Raw genomic sequence first — 16,885 nt, 5'->3', positions numbered from 1 at the left:
AATCCCTCGTCTCCCCCTCGGCAACTATTGCATGAGAGGGATGATAGTGTGACGCAGATCACAAGGCAAGCATTTGGTGTAATTTTTCAATCAAAATGAAAGTGTTTCATCATTTCAGCTTGTTTTGACGGCTGAAAACGCTTTTATTGTAATTTAATTACAGCTAAATCTGTCAAAAGTCGGTAGGTGGTTCCTGCTCTTCCATCAATTCCAGCAGGTTGATGGCCACGGAAATAAAGTCCGACTCGGTGACAATGCCGATCAGCTTGCGTCCTTTGAGTACCGGCAGGCAGCCATATCTGTGGCGCTGCAGGTAGAGTGCTGCCTCCTTGATGCCGGCGTGAGGATCTACGCTCGCCACTTGCCGTGTCATGATCTCGTCGAGTTGCACGCTGTCGGTAAATTCTGCTTCCCGCTCCGGGCTGATGAGCAGCAGCTTGGATTCCCGGGTGGCCAGGATATCGGTGAGGGTTACCAACCCCAGCAGGTGATGCTGCTCGTCGACGATGGGAATGTGGCGGATCCGCTCCTGCTGCATCAGGTCCATCGCCTGTTTGACACTGTTTGACGGACCCAGAGTGAAGGGATGTTCGGTCATGATTTCGGATAGGGTCATCATGGTGGGCCTCCTTGTGTATCTGCTTTCACCCTAGCCCAGCCCCAACTGGCAAAACATGATCAGGGTCAATACAGAACATTAAAGAATCATTAACCGGAGGTGTGTCTCAATATTGCTCGCTACCCCTTGTCTCTCTTGGGTTTTTGGTCTTTTGGGTTGCCTTGGAAGATGGGGATAACTAGACTAGCCGCCGATTCCCCCCGAGGTGAAAGATGCAAGTATCCGATTTTCATTTTGATCTGCCAGACGAGCTGATTGCCCGCTATCCGATGGCAGAGCGTACCGCCAGCCGCCTGTTGCAGCTCGATGGTCAGACTGGCGCCCTGCGCCACGGTCAATTTGTGGATGTGCTGGATCAGCTCAATCCGGGTGACCTGCTGGTATTCAATAACACCCGTGTCATTCCGGCGCGCATGTTTGGCCAGAAGGCCAGCGGCGGCAAGCTGGAGGTACTGGTCGAGCGCATTCTGGACGAGCACAGCGTGCTGGCCCATGTCCGTGCCTCCAAGGCGCCCAAGCCCGGCACCCGGATGATCATGGATGGTGGCGTTGAAGCCGAGATGCGCGCCCGCCACGACGCTCTGTTCGAGATCCACTTCCTCGACCCGCGTCCGGTGCTGGAAATTTTGGAGGCCATCGGCCACATGCCGCTGCCCCCCTATATCGACCGTCCCGACGAGGATGCCGACAAGGAGCGCTACCAGACCGTTTACAATCAAAAGCCGGGCGCCGTCGCCGCGCCGACCGCCGGCCTGCACTTTGATGAGCCGCTGCTTGAGAAAATTCGGGCCAAAGGGGTTGAAACGGCCTTCGTCACCCTGCATGTAGGGGCGGGGACCTTCCAGCCGGTGCGGGTTGAGAAGATTGAAGATCACCACATGCACTCCGAGTATGCGGAAGTGCCGCAAGAGGTGGTAGATGCCATCGCGGCCACCCGTGCCCGTGGTGGTCGGGTGATTGCCGTTGGCACCACCTCGGTCCGTTCGCTGGAGAGCGCGGCCAAGGTCACCCTGGCGCAGGGCAAACCGCTGGCGCCCTTCTTTAGTGACACCGATATCTTCATCTTCCCTGGTTACAAGTTCCAGATTGTCGATGCCATGGTCACCAACTTCCATCTGCCGGAGTCGACCCTGATCATGCTGGTCAGCGCCTTTGCCGGTTATGACAACGTGATGGCGGCCTATCAGGCAGCCGTGGCCGGGCAGTACCGTTTCTTCAGCTACGGGGACGCCATGTTCGTCACCCGTCGCCAGGTTGAAGCATAAGCTTCAGCTTATTTACCGGGCCGTGCGCGGCCCTCCTATTGTCAGACTGTTTATCTGACGCAGCCGAGGTAGCAATGAAATTTGAACTGAAAACCACCGACGGCCGTGCCCGTCGCGGTCAACTGGTCTTCGAACGTGGTGTGGTACAAACACCGGCCTTTATGCCGGTCGGGACTTACGGCACCGTCAAGGGGATGACCCCGGAAGAAGTGCGTGAAACCGGCGCCGAGATCCTGCTGGGTAACACCTTCCACCTCTGGCTACGTCCGGGTCAGGAAGTGATGCGTGCCCACGGCGATCTGCATGACTTCATGAACTGGCAGGGCCCGATCCTGACCGACTCCGGTGGTTTCCAGGTGTTCAGCCTGGGACATATTCGCAAGATCACCGAAGCGGGCGTCCACTTCCGTCACCCCATCAATGGCGAGAAGATCTTCCTCGACCCCGAGAAGTCCATGGAGATCCAGTACGATCTGGGCTCCGACATCGTGATGATCTTCGACGAGTGCACCCCGTACCCGGCCACTTATGAAGAAGCGCGCAAGTCCATGGAGATGTCCCTGCGCTGGGGCAAGCGTTCCCGCGACAAGTTTGATGCGCTGGGCAACAAGAATGCCCTGTTCGGCATCATTCAGGGCTCGGTCTACGAAGATCTGCGGGATGTCTCCCTCAAGGGGCTGCTGGAGATCGGTTTCGACGGTTATGCGGTCGGTGGTCTGGCCGTGGGCGAACCCAAAGAGGACATGCACCGCATCCTCGAGCACGTCTGCCCGAAAATTCCGGCTGACAAGCCGCGCTACCTGATGGGTGTCGGCAAGCCGGAAGATCTGGTGGAAGGGGTGCGCCGTGGTATCGACATGTTCGACTGCGTCATGCCGACCCGCAACGCCCGCAACGGCCACCTGTTCACCACCGATGGCGTGGTGAAGATCCGCAATGCCCACCACCGCAACGACACCAGCACCCTGGATGCCGAGTGCGATTGCTACACCTGCAAGAACTACAGCCGTAGCTACCTGCACCATCTGGACAAGTGCAACGAGATCCTCGGTGCCCGTCTGAATACGATTCATAACCTGCGTTACTACCAGCGTGTGATGCAGGGTTTGCGGGACGCGATCGAGCAGGGTAAATTAGACGACTTTGTAACAGAGTTTTACCGTCGGCAAGGGAAGCCTGTGCCTCCGTTAGCTGAAAATGACGTTAAATAACAACAACATATAATTTTGTTTTTTTAAATCTACATCAATAAGAGGTTGTTAAATGAGCATTATCTCCAAGGCGTATGCAGAAGGCGCAGCACCGGGTGCACAGGGTGGTGGTATGGAAATGATCATCATGCTGGCCGTATTCGGCCTGATCTTCTACTTCATGATCTATCGTCCCCAGGCCAAGCGTGCCAAGGATCATCGCAATCTGATGAGCTCCTTGTCCAAGGGTGATGAAGTGCTCACTTCCGGTGGCCTGGTTGGCAAAATTGCCAAAGTGGCTGCAGACAGCGATTACCTGGTGATCGCCCTGAACGACCAGACTCAAGTCACCATCAAAAAGGACTTCGTCTCTGCCGTTCTGCCCAAGGGTTCTATCCAGTCCCTTTAATCTCCCAAGGAGCGCAGCGTGTTGAATCGCTATCCGCTGTGGAAATACCTGATGGTGATCCTGGTGATCGCCATCGGTTTTCTATATGCAGCCCCCAATCTTTACGGCGAAGATCCGGCTTTGCAGGTTTCTGCCAGCCGTGGTGCCGAAGTCAAGCTAGATACTCTTGATCTGGTTAAAGAGACCCTTGAAGCGGCCAAGATCCCGGTCAAACATGCTGCATTCGAGCACGGTTTTATCCTGATCCGTTTCAAGAACACCGAAGACCAGCTGAAGGCGCGCGATATCGTTGCCAACAAGCTGGGCGACAACTTCATTACCGCACTCAACCTGGCACCTTCCACTCCCGCCTGGCTCGAAGCCATCGGTGCGGCGCCTCTGAAGCTGGGTCTTGATCTGCGCGGTGGTGTGCACTTCCTGATGGAAGTGGACATGGCCGAAGCACTGACCAAGCAGCAAGAGCAGATGGTGCAGGATTTCCGCTCCGAGCTGCGCACCCAGAAGATCCGTTACTCCGGCGTACGCCGGGTCGGAGATCAGGTGCAGGTGATCTTCCGTGACGAAGCCGATCAGGAACGCGCCGTTTCTCATCTGCGTCGTCAGAACCCTGATTTGTCCTTCACTACCGAGCAGAAAGGGGATGAGTTCATCCTGCTGGCTGGTCTGAGCGAAGCCAAGATCAAGGAAGTGAAGAAGTACGCCCTCGAGCAGAACATCACCATCATCCGTAACCGGGTCAACGAACTGGGCGTGGCCGAGCCGCTGGTACAACAGCAAGGCGCCGAGCGCATTGTCGTTGAACTGCCCGGTATTCAGGATACCGCCCGTGCCAAGGAGATCCTCGGTGCGACCGCGACCCTGGAGTTCCACATGGTCGATGAGACTGCCGACATCCAGGCTGCGGCCGACGGCCGTGTCCCGCCCAGCTCCAAGGTCTATAACGATCGCAACGGTCGTCCCGTGGTGCTGCAAAAGCGGGTGATCCTGACCGGTGACCACATCGTGGGTGCCCAGTCCGGTTTCGACGAGTACAGCCGTCCCCAGGTCAACATCAAGCTGGATGGCCAGGGTGGCAACAAGATGGCCAACTTTACCAAGGACAACGTCGGTAAAGGGATGGCGACCGTCTTCATCGAGTACAAGCCGGTCGGTCAACCGGGTCCGGATGGCAAGCGCAAGTTCCGCAAGCAGGAGGAGGTGATCAACGTCGCCACCATCCAGTCGCGTCTTGGCAGCCAGTTCCGTATCACAGGTATCGACAACGCCAACGAAGCCCACAACCTGGCGCTGCTGCTGCGTGCCGGTGCCCTGATCGCCCCGATCCAGATCGTGGAAGAGCGCACCATTGGCCCGAGCCTGGGTCAACAGAACATCGACAGCGGTATGGAAGCCATCGGCTGGGCCATGCTGGTGATCGTGCTGTTCATGGGGATCTACTACCGCGCGTTCGGCTGGGTTGCCAACTTGGCGCTCTGTATGAACCTGGTGTTGATTGTCGGCATCATGTCGATGATTCCGGGGGCCACCATGACATTGCCGGGTATCGCCGGTATCGTCTTGACGCTGGGTATGGCGGTGGATGCCAACGTGCTGATCTACGAGCGTATTCGTGAAGAGATCCGCAACGGTCGGGGTGTTCAGCAAGCCATCCATCTGGGCTTTGATCGGGCATTCTCCACCATCGCCGACTCCAACGTGACCTCGCTGATCACCTGCGTGATCCTGTTCGGTATCGGCACCGGCGCCATCAAGGGCTTTGCCCTGACGCTGGGCATTGGTCTGACCGCCTCCATGTTTACTGCCATCACAGTTTCCCGTGCCATTATCAACCTGGCTTGGGGTGGACGGCGTATCGACAAGCTGCCCATCTGAGGATAGAGAGATGTTTCAGATTCTACATTTTGAAAAACCGATCCCGTTTATGCGCTATGCCAAGCCGGGTGTGGTTTTCTCTTCCGTGCTGATGGTGGTAGCCCTGTTCTTCCTGTTTGATCGGGGCCTGAACTGGGGTCTGGACTTTACCGGTGGTACCACTATCGAGGTGGGGTTCCAGCAGTCGGTGAGCCTGGACAAGATCCACGACGCTCTGGAAGAGCAGAAGATTGAAGGGGCAACCCTGCAACACTTTGGCTCCAGCCGTGATGTGCTGTTCCGCCTGACCCCGAAAGAGGGGGTCAAGGTAGAACAACAGGGTAACGAAGTGCTGGCGGCGGCCAAGCAGCTCGACGAGGGCGCAGTGCTCAAACGCGTCGAGTTCGTCGGCCCTTCCGTGGGTGATGAACTGGCGACAGACGGTGCGCTGGCGATGCTGGCCTCTATCCTCTGTATCCTGGCCTACGTGGCAGTGCGTTTCGAATGGCGTCTGGCGCTGGGGGGCATTCTCTCCCTGGTGCACGACGTGGTGATCACGCTAGGTGTCTTTGCCTACTTCCAGTACGAGTTCGACCTGACAGTACTGGCGGCGCTAATGACCCTGGTGGGTTACTCCCTTAACGATACTATCGTGGTGTTCGACCGCTTGCGGGAGAACTTCCGCAAGGTGCGTAAAGGGGATACCGAGTACATTCTGGATCTCTCCATGACCGAGACCCTGAGTCGTACCATCATCACCTCCGGCCTTACCTTTATCGTGGTGCTGGCGCTGCTGCTCAAGGGCGGTGCGCTGATCCACGGTTTTGCCGTGGCCATGGTGATCGGTGTGGCGTTCGGTACCTACTCCTCCATCTATGTGGCGAGTGCGTTTGCCATGTTCCTCGGCGTCAAGCGCGAGCACATGCTGCCCACCCAGGTAGAGAAAGAGGGTGCGGACCAACAGGAAATCCTGCCGTAACAGTGAAGAGCGCCTCATGGCGCTCTTTTCTTATCTCTGCGTGTCGTTTGCTGACGCACATGATTTAAACAACAGGAGTTTGTCATGCATCACAATCCCCGTTTTTTGGCGCTGGTTGACGGGATCCGCTCCCGCATCACCGAAACCGATGTTCACCAGATCAAGCGCTGGCAGGACGAAGGGCGCACGTTTCACCTGATTGACGTGCGGGAAGAGAGCGAGTGGGCCAGGGGCCATCTGCCCGGTGCCCGATATCTGGGTCGTGGCGTGATTGAGCGGGATATCGAGACCCAGTTCCCGGATCTCGAGACCGAGCTCTACCTCTATTGTGGTGGTGGTTTTCGCTCAATTCTGGCGGCGGACAACCTGCAACAGATGGGTTATCGCAAGGTGATCAGCGTCGACGGCGGCTTTCGCGGTTGGTGCGATGCCGGATACCCTGTCGAATCCTGATTTATTTGAGGTAGAGGGGCACAGCTACATGACAAAGCGGCAGTTGACCTTTACCATATGCGGGGTCAAGCGTAAGCGTCGGAGTGTTCATTGAACGTCAGGAAAGGGATTGGATACCTCCTCGGTATCCTGTTGTTGCTTCCCATGTGGGGTTGCAGCAGTAGCAGTCAGGTTAACACCCCCAAGGTTCCCAAGCCGCAGCCTGCTTCACTGGTGTTGGCGACCCCCCTGCAGGTCTCCTACCAGAGTGAGCTGGCGCTCGCCCGACTCGGGCAGATGCTCAGTGAAATGGAACTGACCACCGAGCAACGGGCAGAGTTGTTCTATGAGCGTGCCGTGGTGTTTGATCGGGTTGGTCTGCGTTCCCTCGCGCGGCTCGATTTCAACCGTGCCCTGCGGGAGAAACCGGATTTCGCCGAGGCCTACAACTTCATCGGCGTCTATCTGGTACAGCAGCAGAATTACGACGAAGCCTATGATGCGTTCGATTCCGCCCTCGAACTGGCGCCGGACTATGACTATGCCTATCTCAACCGTGGCATCGCCCTCTATTACGGTAACCGTCCCGAGCTGGCCGCGGCCGATATGAAGCGTTTCTACGAGGCGCAGCCGGAAGACCCCTATCGGGTGATCTGGCTCTATCTGGCTGAGCAGAAACTCGACCCGTCGGCCGCCATGAGCCGGATGCGCGAGCGTCTCAACAAGTACGATGACGACGCCTGGAACTGGGATCTGGTTCGCCTCTATACCGGCGAGATCAACGCTTCCCAGCTGATGGGCAACGTGGTGAAAGGGGTGAAGGATAACCGGGAGCTTGCCGAGCGCCTGTGTGAAACCTACTTCTATCTGGGCAAGTTCGAGCTGGGCAAAGGCAACCGCAAGGAGGCCATCAGCTACTTCAAGCTGGCCTTATCCAACAACGTCTATGACTTCATTGAGCACCGCTATGCGCTGTTGGAGCTGGAGTTGATGGCGCGCAAACCCTTGCCGCCAGGTGCCCAGAGCGCTCGTAACAAGAGTGATCAGCCCTCCTGATCCACTGCCAGATAGTGGTAAAAAAGGCCTCGCGATGAGGCCTTTTTGTTGGGCGAATGGCGGGTTTACTCCACCAGGCTCATGCCGGGGATCTGGCGCCAGTAGCCGTTACAGTCGCTTCCTTGCTGCAAGGGGAGGGGAGCCTGGCCCTGCCGATTGGCTTTGAAGCGGGCCACCATCTCCAGCGTCTCCATCCCTTGCGGTGAAAGTCTGACCACATCCACCAGACCTTCCATACCAGCCAGCTCGTTACCCAAGTTGTAGCAGTAACCGGACTGGGTCTGGATCCCGTTGAGATTGAACACCCGTTGTCCCTCGCGGCTGTTGGCCAGTCGTCCGGTGGGGTAGTTGATGCAGGCGAGCTCGCAGTTGTCTTTCGGTTTGTCGAGGGAGCGGGCGGTGAAGCAGCGCGCCGAGTAGGCGAGCGGCAGATGGCCGTAGGCAAACACCTCCACCTCAAATTGGTCGCGCAGGGAGCCCAGATCCTGATTGAGCTGGATCAGCCAGTCACGGGAGAGCTCCACCGGCATGACCCAGCGTTTCATCCCCTGTTTGAGCAGCATGCGCAGCACATCGGCGTTATAGGCGTTGATGGCGGGGCCACAGACGAAGGGGATCCCAGCCTCCCAGGCGAGTTGCACCGTACCGAGATCGTTGGCTTCGACCATAAGATCGCCATTGTCGACCAGCCGCTTCACCTCCTTGAGCTCGGAAGGGGCGGAGATAAGGGCGAGGGTCGAGAGCACCGCCTGCTTGCCGGAGTTGGCGACCTGACGGGCCAGCGCAATCCAGTCATCGACTTTGAGTTCGCGCCGCTTGCTGCACACCGTCTCGCCCAGATAGATGATGTCGGCCTGACTGTCGGCAGCGGCATGGTAAAAGGATTCGGTATCGGCTTTGGGCCAGTAGAAGAGCAGAGGCCCGAGAGAAAATTGCATAGGTGGACTCCTTATTGCCACTGACGATGGTAGGCGCCGAGGGTAGTTTGGCTACCTTCGGAGACGCGGGCTAGCTGGGCATCCCACTCAGCTTTAACCTGATAGGCCTCGGGATTGGCCTGATAGGCATCGATGGCTGCACGCCAGACCCGGGTCACTTGCTCCACATAAGCGGGGCTGCGCTGGCGCCCTTCAATCTTGACCGACTGGATCCCAGTCTTGAACAGCTCTGGCAGGAGACCCAGGGTATTGAGACTGGTGGGCTCTTCCAGCGCGTGGTAGGTCTGGCCATCCACGTCGAAACGCCCCTTGCACAGGGTCGGATAGCCAGCATTTTCGCCCGGGCCATAGCGGTCGATCAGCACCTCGTTGAGCCGCGACTCGAGACCATTCGGGGTCTCTTCCCAACGGACGAACTTGGCCGGTGAGCAGGCGCCGACGGTGTTGGGACTCTCGCCAGTCATGTAGGAGGAGAGATAGCAGCGCCCCTCGGCCATGATGCAGAGGCTGCCAAAGGCGAATACCTCAAGGCCAACATCGGTTTCGCGGGCCAGTTGCTTGACCTGATGCATGGAGAGCACCCGGGGCAGCACCACCCGTGTGACATTGAATTGCTGCTGATAGAAGCGAATGGCGGCGGCATTGGTGGCGCTGGCCTGCACCGAGACATGGAGTTCCATCTCGGGGTAGTGGCGGCTGGCATATTCCAGCACGGCGAGATCGGCGATGATTAACGCATCGGCGCCGAGGGCCACTCCGCGATCAACCGCCTGTTTCCATCGAGTATCGGCCCCGGGATGCGCAAAGGTATTGATAGCAATATGCAGCTTGCGACCATGTTGATGCACATAATCCACCGCCTTCTCCAGTTTGCTGTCGGTAAAGTTGAGACCGGCAAAGTGGCGGGCATTGGTGTCATCCTTGAAACCGATATAAACGGCATCGGCCCCGTTATCCACGGCGGTTTTCAGTGCCGGCAAACTGCCTGCCGGACAGAGTAATTCCATTGGTACGCTCCGAGAGTGCATATGAAGGGCAAACGAGCCCTGATTGTATGCAGCCATGCACTCCCGCTTTTTGACCTGAGGCAGCTTTGTGTGGCTTTACCCTTCTTGAGGTAACCCTGCACAAGTTTGATTTCCAACATGATCTTGCCACTCTCCCTGTGTTTGAATGCGCAAAAAAGGGAGTCTATCGTGTTTCAACAACTGCAACGCCGCCTGGTCGAACAGGCTCCGCGCTTCTTGCGCCATCCCCTCAAGCTGGTTCCGTTCAATCTGCAAAAGCAGCTGATGGAGAGTTTGCTGGCCCGGGTTTTCAAAGAGGCTATCGAAGATGGCGATTTCGAGTTTCTGGCAGACAAGTGGCTGAAAGTCGAAGTCTCTGATCTGGAGCTGTGCTGGTTTATCAGTGAGCAGAATGGCCAGCTGGTGGTAGCTCGCGAGTGTGACAAGGCCGATGTCTGCTTCAGCGGTACGGCCAACGACCTGATCCTGATTGCCGGTCGCAAAGAGGATCCGGACTCGCTCTTTTTCCAGCGCAAGCTGAAGATAGAAGGGGATACCGAACTGGGCCTTGAGGTGAAAAACCTGATGGACAGTCTGGATCTCGATGGCTTGCCAAGCCTGATGAAGTATCCCCTGATGGATCTGGCGACGTTTATCGAACGCGCCCGCACAGAGTCAGCGCAGGCTCCGGTGCAGACGGCGCCGGGCGGGATCCCGTCTTAAGTGGACAATCACCCCATGGGCATGGCGACGATAATGGTGCCGTGCCCAGAGGCAGCGACAGGCCCACAGACAGGGCACCAAGGCGATGAGTGCCGCAGGGGCGGGCAGCTGTGACATGGCCAGCCCCGCAGCCAGCCAGATAAAGGGTTGCGCTTCATACAGCCACTCCGGCTGTAGCCAGCGTTTGCTCGGAAAGATAATCAGATCGGTACGTCGGTAGCTGGAGCGCATCATCCAGGTCACCGCTCCGGCGATAAACAGCAAGGTGCCTGCAAACCAGAGCAGGGGCCGTTCACTCAACGTAATAATGGCAATGGCTGCCAGCAGGTAGAGGCTGGGCAATCTCTCATAGATAAAGGGAGGAAGCATGGCGTGGTGTCTCCTGTGCCGTTTATCGGATATCCATCAAGTTTAGCCCCCCCTCTCACTTCCCTCATGCTGGTTTGTTATACAAACGGGTAGTTTTGTTCTGAAATGGCTCGGCTTTTACGGTGCCAACATGGTGTTCTCTTATGTTACAATTGCGCGCCATTTTTGACTGAAGATTGACTGGGCATGTTGGATCAGATTCGTATCGTTTTGGTAAACACCTCTCATACCGGCAACATGGGGTCTGCGGCACGCGCCATGAAGACCATGGGGTTGACCCAGCTGGTATTGGTTGATCCGCAAGCCTTGCCGGATGACAATGCCTTCGCCCTGGCGGCTGGTGCCAGCGATGTGCTTGCCAATGCCCGTATCGTCCCGACACTGGACGACGCGATCGCCGATTGTGGTCTGGTCATTGGCACCAGCGCCCGCTCTCGAACCCTGAGCTGGCCCATGCTCGATCCCCGTGAAGCCGGCGAAAAGTCGGTGGTTGAGGGGATGCTGCACCCGGTCGCGTTGGTGTTTGGTCGTGAGCGCACCGGTCTCACCAACGACGAATTGCAAAAGTGCCACTACCACGTGGCCATTCCGGCCAATCCCGATTACAGCTCCCTCAATCTGGCCATGGCGGTGCAGACTCTCTGCTACGAAGTGCGGATGCGCTGGCTGCAGGGGCAGGCCGCCGAGCCTGAAGATGAGATGGTCTATCCGAGTGCCGCCCAGCTGGAAGGGTTCTATCAGCACCTGGAACAAACCCTGATGAAGACCGGTTTTATTGCCGATGACCATCCGGGTCATGTGATGAGCAAGCTGCGTCGCCTGTTCAATCGGGCTCGGCCGGAAGCGGCAGAGCTCAACATTCTGCGCGGAATTCTGACCTCGGTACAGAAAGCGCGCGTACCGGATTAATCCGACTGATTTACTCAACCATATACTTGACTGTTTTGGTCGGGTATGTGACCATGTGCCCCATTAAATTGCTTCGCAAGACGGTAAGGCACATGAGACTGACTTCAAAAGGACGTTACGCTGTAACCGCCATGCTAGACGTGGCGCTGCATGCAGAGCAGGGGCCCGTCCCCCTTGCCGATATTTCCGAGCGCCAGGGCATCTCGTTGTCCTATCTCGAGCAGCTCTTTGCCCGCCTGCGCAAACATGGTCTGGTGAGCAGCGTGCGTGGCCCGGGTGGTGGTTATCGCCTCGGGTTGGCCCCAGGCGAGATTTCGGTTGGTCAGGTGATCACCGCGGTCGATGAGTCGGTCGATGCCACCAAGTGTCTCGGCAAGGGCGGCTGCCACGGTGGTACCCAGTGTCTGACGCACTCCCTGTGGCGCGACCTGAGTGAGCGGATCTCCAGTTTCCTCGGGGATATCACCTTGGCCGAGCTGGTACGGCAGGCCGATGTGCGCCGCATTGCCGGCAAGCAAGATGAACAAATGAAGACCGTGTTGTCCCTGGTTGATCGGGCAGAACACGGCGATGTGAGCTTGAAAGTCCAACTATAAACGTGCTTTCCACAGCGGGACTCTGTATGACCCGGACTGTGACGGAGAAAAACATGAAACTGCCTATTTACCTTGATTATTCGGCAACCTGTCCGGTGGACCCGCGTGTCGCAGAAAAAATGATGCAGTGTCTCACCATGGATGGCCTGTTCGGCAATCCGGCTTCCCGTTCTCACCGCTTTGGCTGGCAAGCCGAAGAGGCGGTGGATCTGGCCCGTAATCAAGTGGCAGAGCTGATCGGTGCCGATCCCCGCGAGATCGTCTTCACTTCCGGTGCGACCGAATCCAATAACCTGGCCATCAAGGGTGTTGCCCACTTCTATGCCAGCAAGGGCAAGCACATCATCACCTCCAAGACCGAACACAAGGCGGTGCTCGATACCTGTCGCCAGCTGGAGCGTGAAGGGTTCGAGGTGACCTATCTTGAGCCGATGCCAAACGGCCTGTTCACTATCGAGATGATCGAGAATGCCATGCGTGATGACACCATCCTGGTCAGCATCATGCATGTGAACAACGAAATCGGCGTGGTTCAGAACATTGCCGCCATCGGCGAGTTGTGCCGTTCCCGCAAGATCCTGCTGCACGTGGATGCCGTTCAGAGTGTGGGCAAGATCCCGGTAGATGTGGAAGCACTGAAAGTGGACCTGCTCTCCGTCTCAGCGCACAAGGTGTATGGTCCGAAAGGGATCGGTGCACTGTTTGTTCGCCGCAAACCCCGCGTTCGTCTGGAAGCCCAGATGCACGGTGGCGGCCACGAGCGCGGCATGCGTTCCGGTACTCTGCCTACCCACCAGATCGTCGGGATGGGCGAAGCTTTCCGCATCGCCAAAGAAGAGATGGTGAGTGAAGGCGAGCGCATCTTGGCTCTGCGCCAGCGTCTGTGGAATGGCATCAAGGATATTGAAGCCGTCTACATCAATGGCGATCTGGATCAGCGTGTTCCGGGTAACCTCAACGTCAGCTTTGCCTATGTGGAAGGGGAATCCCTCATCATGGCGCTGAAAGATTTGGCGGTCTCTTCCGGTTCGGCCTGCACCTCCGCCAGCCTGGAACCTTCCTATGTGCTGCGCGCACTGGGTCTGAACGACGAGCTGGCACACAGCTCCATCCGTTTCAGCATGGGTCGCTTCACCACCGAGGAAGAGATTGACTACGCGGTCAAGCTTATTCGTGACTCCATCGGTCGTCTGCGCGAGATGTCCCCCCTGTGGGAGATGTACAAAGACGGCGTCGATCTGAACACGGTCGAATGGGCTCATCACTGATTACTTCAGTGAGCAACAGAATTAGCAGGAGTGAGATATGGCTTACAGTGAAAAAGTAATCGACCACTACGAGAATCCTCGCAACGTCGGTGGTTTCGACAAGAATGATCCCAGCGTTGCAACCGGCATGGTCGGTGCGCCCGCTTGTGGCGACGTGATGAAGCTGCAACTGAAGATCAGCGACGAAGGCATCATCGAAGATGCCAAGTTCAAGACCTACGGCTGCGGTTCTGCCATCGCCTCCAGCTCCCTGGTGACCGAATGGGTCAAGGGCAAGACCCTGGACGAAGCGGCTGGCATCAAGAACACAGATATCGCCGAAGAGCTGGCCCTGCCACCGGTGAAGATCCACTGCTCCATTCTGGCCGAGGACGCCATCAAGGCCGCCATCGCCGATTACAAGCAGAAGAAAGGTCTCTAAGCGCCGGAGAGCAGTATGGCTATTACCATGACAGATGCCGCCGCGGCACGGGTTTCCTCTTTTCTGGCTAACCGGGGCAAGGGCATTGGCCTGCGCCTCGGCGTCAAAACCACCGGCTGCTCCGGTCTGGCCTACGTGCTTGAGTTCGTTGATGAACTGACCGATGAGGATCAGGTGTTCGAGCAGCAGGGCGTCAAGATTATTGTCGATGCCAAGAGCCTGATCCATCTGGATGGCACCGAGCTGGATTTCGTCAAGGAGGGCCTCAACGAGGGCTTCCAGTTCAACAATCCCAATGCCAAAGGCGAGTGTGGTTGCGGCGAAAGCTTCAGTGTCTGAGCTGTTTGACGTCAATGATCCTTCGTCTGTGGTTGAGCGGGTTGTCCATGACCCGTTCAACCACATCTCATTTGCCAGGGGCGAGTGAGGTAGTGGCGAACGTTTCCAAGAGGTTTGCATGAATCATTTCGAGCTGTTTGGGCTGGTTGAAGGCTTTGAGCTCGATACCCGTCAGTTGGCTGATACCTACCGCCAGCTGCAAACCCAATTCCATCCTGATCGTTTTGCCACCGCCCCCGAACGGGAGCAGCTGGCTGCTGTGCAACGTGCCGCCCAGATCAACGAAGCATTCACCACCCTCAAGGCGCCGCTGCGCCGTGCAGAATATCTGCTCTCCCTGCGTGGCACTGATATCCGTGGTGAACAGCAGACCCTGCAAGATACCGCATTTCTGATGCAGCAGCTGGAGTGGCGCGAGCGTCTGGCCGACTTGAAAGATGACGCCGACCCTGAGCGCGCCATCAAGGATTTTCGCAGCGAGATCAGGCATGATCACCAGATGTTGATGCAGCAGCTGACCGAGTCTCTTGCCGCCGGCAAAGATCTCGTTGCCGCTGATTGCGTTCGCAAACTCAAGTTTGTCGACAAGCTCCTCGAAGAGCTGGAACGATTCGAAGACTCGCTTCTCGAGTCTTGATCCTTTAACGCTGGAAGTTTCATTACCCATGGCATTACTGCAAATCGCCGAACCCGGCCAGAGCGCTGTTCCTCATCAGCACAAACGTGCCGTCGGCATCGATCTCGGCACCACCAACTCTCTCGTCGCTGCGGTTCGCAGTGGTCACGCCGATACCCTTTGCGATGAGCAAGGGCGCGACCTGCTCCCGTCAGTGGTGCACTATCAAAGCGACGCCATTCGAGTCGGAATTGATGCCAAGCGCGAAGCGGCGCTCGATCCTCACAACACCATCGTCTCGGTCAAACGGATGATGGGCAAGGCGCTGGCCGATATCGATACCCGCCAGCAGCCTTACCAGTTTGTTGCCGCCGACAATGGCATGCCGCAACTGCAAACCCGTCAGGGGCTGGTCAATCCGGTGCAGGTATCGGCCGAAATTCTCAAAAAGCTGGCCGAGCGTGGCGCCCAGACACTCGGGGGCGATCTAGATGGCGTGGTCATTACCGTGCCCGCCTATTTCGATGATGCCCAGCGTCAGGGGACCAAGGATGCGGCCCGTCTGGCCGGTCTGCACGTACTGCGTCTGCTCAACGAGCCGACCGCGGCCGCGATTGCCTATGGCCTTGACTCCGGTCAGGAAGGGGTGATCGCGGTTTACGATCTGGGGGGCGGTACCTTCGATATCTCTATCCTGCGTCTGCATCGCGGTGTGTTTGAAGTAATGGCGACCGGCGGCGATTCCGCCCTCGGCGGCGATGATTTTGATCACCTGCTGGCGGACTGGATCAAGGAGCAGGCGGGCCTCTCCGGCGAGCTGGATGCCCATCTGCAGCGCGAGCTGCTGGATGTGGCCGCGGCCGTCAAACACGGTCTGACCGATGCCGAGCAGGTGGCGTGCACCTTTGCTGGCTGGCAGGGTTCAGTGAGCCGTAGCCAGTTTGATGAACTCATCACCCCGCTGGTGAAACGGACCTTGCTGGCTTGTCGCCGCGCCCTGCGCGATGCCGGTCTCGAGCAGGTGGAAGTGCTGGAAGTGGTAATGGTCGGTGGCTCCACCCGGGTGCCGCTGGTGCGTGAACTGGTGGGCGAGTTCTTCCAGCGTACGCCGCTGACCAGCATCGATCCTGACAAGGTGGTCGCCATTGGCGCCGCCATCCAGGCCGATATTCTGGTGGGCAACAAGCCCGATGCCGAGATGCTGCTGCTGGACGTTATCCCGCTATCGCTGGGTCTGGAGACCATGGGTGGTCTCGCCGAGAAAGTGATCCCGCGCAACACTACCATTCCGGTTGCCCGCGCCCAGGAGTTCACCACCTTCAAGGATGGTCAGACCGCCATGGCCATTCACGTGGTACAGGGTGAGCGCGAGTTGGTGGCCGATTGCCGCTCCCTGGCCCGCTTTACCCTGACTGGTATTCCGCCGATGGCAGCCGGCGCCGCCCATATTCGCGTCACCTTCCAGGTGGATGCGGATGGTCTGCTCTCGGTCAGCGCCATGGAGAAATCCTCCGGCGTGCAGGCCGAGATCCAGGTCAAGCCCTCTTACGGGCTGGCGGAGCAGGATATCCTCAACATGCTGAGTGCCTCCATCGAGAATGCCCAGCAGGATATGGATGCCCGCATGCTGGCCGAGCAGCAGGTTGAAGCCGACCGGGTGGTCGAGAGTCTCAATGCGGCGCTGGCCGCCGATGGCGATGCCCTGCTCAATGCTGCCGAGCGTGCCGAGATTGATGCCGCCATCGCCCATCTGCTGACCATGCGCAACAGCGGCGCAACCCATCAAATCAAAGAAGCCATTGAGGCAGCCGACGCTGTCAGTGGCGAGTTTGCAGCCCGCCGGATGGACGCCTCCATCCGCAAGGTGCTGACCGGACAAAACGTCAACAAGGTGTAAT

General features: G+C 57.8%; 19 protein-coding genes. 15 read left to right on the top strand and 4 right to left on the bottom strand.

The window, feature by feature from the left end; all coding sequences use genetic code 11:
• Positions 1-172: 172 nt before the first annotated feature.
• Positions 173-619, bottom strand: coding sequence for a CBS domain-containing protein (locus tag OKC43_RS01550; RefSeq protein WP_005337333.1), 447 nt, complete (start codon positions 617-619; stop codon positions 173-175).
• Between the two features lie 212 nt (positions 620-831).
• Between OKC43_RS01550 and queA the strand changes: the two genes are divergently transcribed.
• From queA to nlpI, 7 genes are all read left to right on the top strand, one after another.
• Positions 832-1,884, top strand: a complete 1,053-nt coding sequence (gene queA, locus OKC43_RS01545; protein ID WP_021229691.1) for a tRNA preQ1(34) S-adenosylmethionine ribosyltransferase-isomerase QueA — start codon at positions 832-834, stop codon at positions 1,882-1,884.
• A gap of 74 nt (positions 1,885-1,958) precedes the next feature.
• On the top strand, positions 1,959-3,095 hold the full coding sequence (gene tgt / locus OKC43_RS01540) for a tRNA guanosine(34) transglycosylase Tgt (RefSeq protein ID WP_270803745.1): 1,137 nt from the start codon (positions 1,959-1,961) through the stop codon (positions 3,093-3,095).
• Positions 3,096-3,147: 52 nt separating this feature from the next.
• Entirely contained in the window at positions 3,148-3,483 is a 336-nt protein-coding gene (gene yajC, locus OKC43_RS01535) for a preprotein translocase subunit YajC (RefSeq protein WP_005337327.1), read from the top strand.
• Positions 3,484-3,501: 18 nt separating this feature from the next.
• Positions 3,502-5,355, top strand: a complete 1,854-nt coding sequence (gene secD / locus OKC43_RS01530) for a protein translocase subunit SecD (RefSeq protein ID WP_106843940.1) — start codon at positions 3,502-3,504, stop codon at positions 5,353-5,355.
• 10 nt (positions 5,356-5,365) lie between these two features.
• A complete protein-coding gene (gene secF, locus OKC43_RS01525) occupies positions 5,366-6,313 on the top strand; it encodes a protein translocase subunit SecF (protein ID WP_005337322.1) in 948 nt (315 codons plus the stop codon).
• Positions 6,314-6,397: 84 nt separating this feature from the next.
• Entirely contained in the window at positions 6,398-6,766 is a 369-nt protein-coding gene (locus tag OKC43_RS01520; protein ID WP_005351016.1) for a rhodanese-like domain-containing protein, read from the top strand.
• A gap of 90 nt (positions 6,767-6,856) precedes the next feature.
• The gene (gene nlpI / locus OKC43_RS01515; protein WP_280638861.1) at positions 6,857-7,801 is read left to right on the top strand and encodes a lipoprotein NlpI; all 945 of its coding nucleotides are present in this window, start codon (positions 6,857-6,859) and stop codon (positions 7,799-7,801) included.
• A gap of 65 nt (positions 7,802-7,866) precedes the next feature.
• Here the strand turns inward: nlpI and OKC43_RS01510 are convergent, their stop codons facing one another.
• Positions 7,867-8,739 (bottom strand): U32 family peptidase, encoded by an 873-nt coding sequence (locus OKC43_RS01510; protein WP_216948815.1) that lies wholly within the window; start codon positions 8,737-8,739, stop codon positions 7,867-7,869.
• A gap of 11 nt (positions 8,740-8,750) precedes the next feature.
• Complete coding sequence (ubiU, locus tag OKC43_RS01505; RefSeq protein WP_042080116.1) at positions 8,751-9,746, bottom strand: ubiquinone anaerobic biosynthesis protein UbiU; 996 nt, start codon at positions 9,744-9,746, stop codon at positions 8,751-8,753.
• Between the two features lie 189 nt (positions 9,747-9,935).
• Between ubiU and ubiT the strand changes: the two genes are divergently transcribed.
• On the top strand, positions 9,936-10,469 hold the full coding sequence (ubiT, locus tag OKC43_RS01500; protein WP_005344837.1) for a ubiquinone anaerobic biosynthesis accessory factor UbiT: 534 nt from the start codon (positions 9,936-9,938) through the stop codon (positions 10,467-10,469).
• Here the strand turns inward: ubiT and OKC43_RS01495 are convergent.
• A complete protein-coding gene (locus tag OKC43_RS01495) occupies positions 10,422-10,838 on the bottom strand; it encodes a hypothetical protein (RefSeq protein ID WP_270803744.1) in 417 nt (138 codons plus the stop codon). The genes ubiT and OKC43_RS01495 overlap by 48 nt on opposite strands.
• A gap of 186 nt (positions 10,839-11,024) precedes the next feature.
• Here OKC43_RS01495 and trmJ point away from each other — a divergent pair, with 186 nt between their 5' ends.
• From trmJ to hscA, 7 genes are all read left to right on the top strand, one after another.
• Entirely contained in the window at positions 11,025-11,747 is a 723-nt protein-coding gene (gene trmJ / locus OKC43_RS01490) for a tRNA (cytosine(32)/uridine(32)-2'-O)-methyltransferase TrmJ (RefSeq protein WP_270803743.1), read from the top strand.
• A 92-nt stretch (positions 11,748-11,839) separates the two neighbouring features.
• Entirely contained in the window at positions 11,840-12,343 is a 504-nt protein-coding gene (iscR, locus tag OKC43_RS01485) for a Fe-S cluster assembly transcriptional regulator IscR (RefSeq protein ID WP_026035025.1), read from the top strand.
• Positions 12,344-12,396: 53 nt separating this feature from the next.
• Complete coding sequence (locus OKC43_RS01480) at positions 12,397-13,611, top strand: IscS subfamily cysteine desulfurase (protein WP_270803742.1); 1,215 nt, start codon at positions 12,397-12,399, stop codon at positions 13,609-13,611.
• Between the two features lie 37 nt (positions 13,612-13,648).
• The gene (iscU, locus tag OKC43_RS01475) at positions 13,649-14,032 is read left to right on the top strand and encodes a Fe-S cluster assembly scaffold IscU (RefSeq protein ID WP_005333813.1); all 384 of its coding nucleotides are present in this window, start codon (positions 13,649-13,651) and stop codon (positions 14,030-14,032) included.
• Positions 14,033-14,047: 15 nt separating this feature from the next.
• Entirely contained in the window at positions 14,048-14,371 is a 324-nt protein-coding gene (iscA, locus tag OKC43_RS01470) for an iron-sulfur cluster assembly protein IscA (protein WP_005333812.1), read from the top strand.
• Positions 14,372-14,489: 118 nt separating this feature from the next.
• Positions 14,490-15,008, top strand: coding sequence for a co-chaperone HscB (gene hscB / locus OKC43_RS01465; RefSeq protein ID WP_042013204.1), 519 nt, complete (start codon positions 14,490-14,492; stop codon positions 15,006-15,008).
• Positions 15,009-15,036: 28 nt separating this feature from the next.
• A complete protein-coding gene (hscA, locus tag OKC43_RS01460; RefSeq protein ID WP_005351033.1) occupies positions 15,037-16,884 on the top strand; it encodes a Fe-S protein assembly chaperone HscA in 1,848 nt (615 codons plus the stop codon).
• The last annotated feature ends 1 nt before the right edge of the window (position 16,885 follow it).

Origin of the sequence: Aeromonas sp. Y289-2, from assembly GCF_027705925.1 — a bacterium.
GTDB classification, from domain to species: Bacteria; Pseudomonadota; Gammaproteobacteria; order Enterobacterales; family Aeromonadaceae; genus Aeromonas; species Aeromonas veronii.
This window is presented reverse-complemented; position numbering and strand designations above follow the sequence as displayed.

What these genes read in the sequence shown, in the direction of transcription:
- OKC43_RS01550 (WP_005337333.1), bottom strand. Translation starts at nt 619, where the DNA reads ATGATGACCCTATCCGAAATCATGACCGAACATCCCTTCACTCTGGGT.
- queA (WP_021229691.1), top strand. Translation starts at nt 832, where the DNA reads ATGCAAGTATCCGATTTTCATTTTGATCTGCCAGACGAGCTGATTGCC.
- tgt (WP_270803745.1), top strand. Translation starts at nt 1,959, where the DNA reads ATGAAATTTGAACTGAAAACCACCGACGGCCGTGCCCGTCGCGGTCAA.
- yajC (WP_005337327.1), top strand. Translation starts at nt 3,148, where the DNA reads ATGAGCATTATCTCCAAGGCGTATGCAGAAGGCGCAGCACCGGGTGCA.
- secF (WP_005337322.1), top strand. Translation starts at nt 5,366, where the DNA reads ATGTTTCAGATTCTACATTTTGAAAAACCGATCCCGTTTATGCGCTAT.
- OKC43_RS01520 (WP_005351016.1), top strand. Translation starts at nt 6,398, where the DNA reads ATGCATCACAATCCCCGTTTTTTGGCGCTGGTTGACGGGATCCGCTCC.
- OKC43_RS01510 (WP_216948815.1), bottom strand. Translation starts at nt 8,739, where the DNA reads ATGCAATTTTCTCTCGGGCCTCTGCTCTTCTACTGGCCCAAAGCCGAT.
- ubiU (WP_042080116.1), bottom strand. Translation starts at nt 9,746, where the DNA reads ATGGAATTACTCTGTCCGGCAGGCAGTTTGCCGGCACTGAAAACCGCC.
- OKC43_RS01495 (WP_270803744.1), bottom strand. Translation starts at nt 10,838, where the DNA reads ATGCTTCCTCCCTTTATCTATGAGAGATTGCCCAGCCTCTACCTGCTG.
- trmJ (WP_270803743.1), top strand. Translation starts at nt 11,025, where the DNA reads ATGTTGGATCAGATTCGTATCGTTTTGGTAAACACCTCTCATACCGGC.
- iscR (WP_026035025.1), top strand. Translation starts at nt 11,840, where the DNA reads ATGAGACTGACTTCAAAAGGACGTTACGCTGTAACCGCCATGCTAGAC.
- OKC43_RS01480 (WP_270803742.1), top strand. Translation starts at nt 12,397, where the DNA reads ATGAAACTGCCTATTTACCTTGATTATTCGGCAACCTGTCCGGTGGAC.
- iscU (WP_005333813.1), top strand. Translation starts at nt 13,649, where the DNA reads ATGGCTTACAGTGAAAAAGTAATCGACCACTACGAGAATCCTCGCAAC.
- iscA (WP_005333812.1), top strand. Translation starts at nt 14,048, where the DNA reads ATGGCTATTACCATGACAGATGCCGCCGCGGCACGGGTTTCCTCTTTT.
- hscB (WP_042013204.1), top strand. Translation starts at nt 14,490, where the DNA reads ATGAATCATTTCGAGCTGTTTGGGCTGGTTGAAGGCTTTGAGCTCGAT.
- hscA (WP_005351033.1), top strand. Translation starts at nt 15,037, where the DNA reads ATGGCATTACTGCAAATCGCCGAACCCGGCCAGAGCGCTGTTCCTCAT.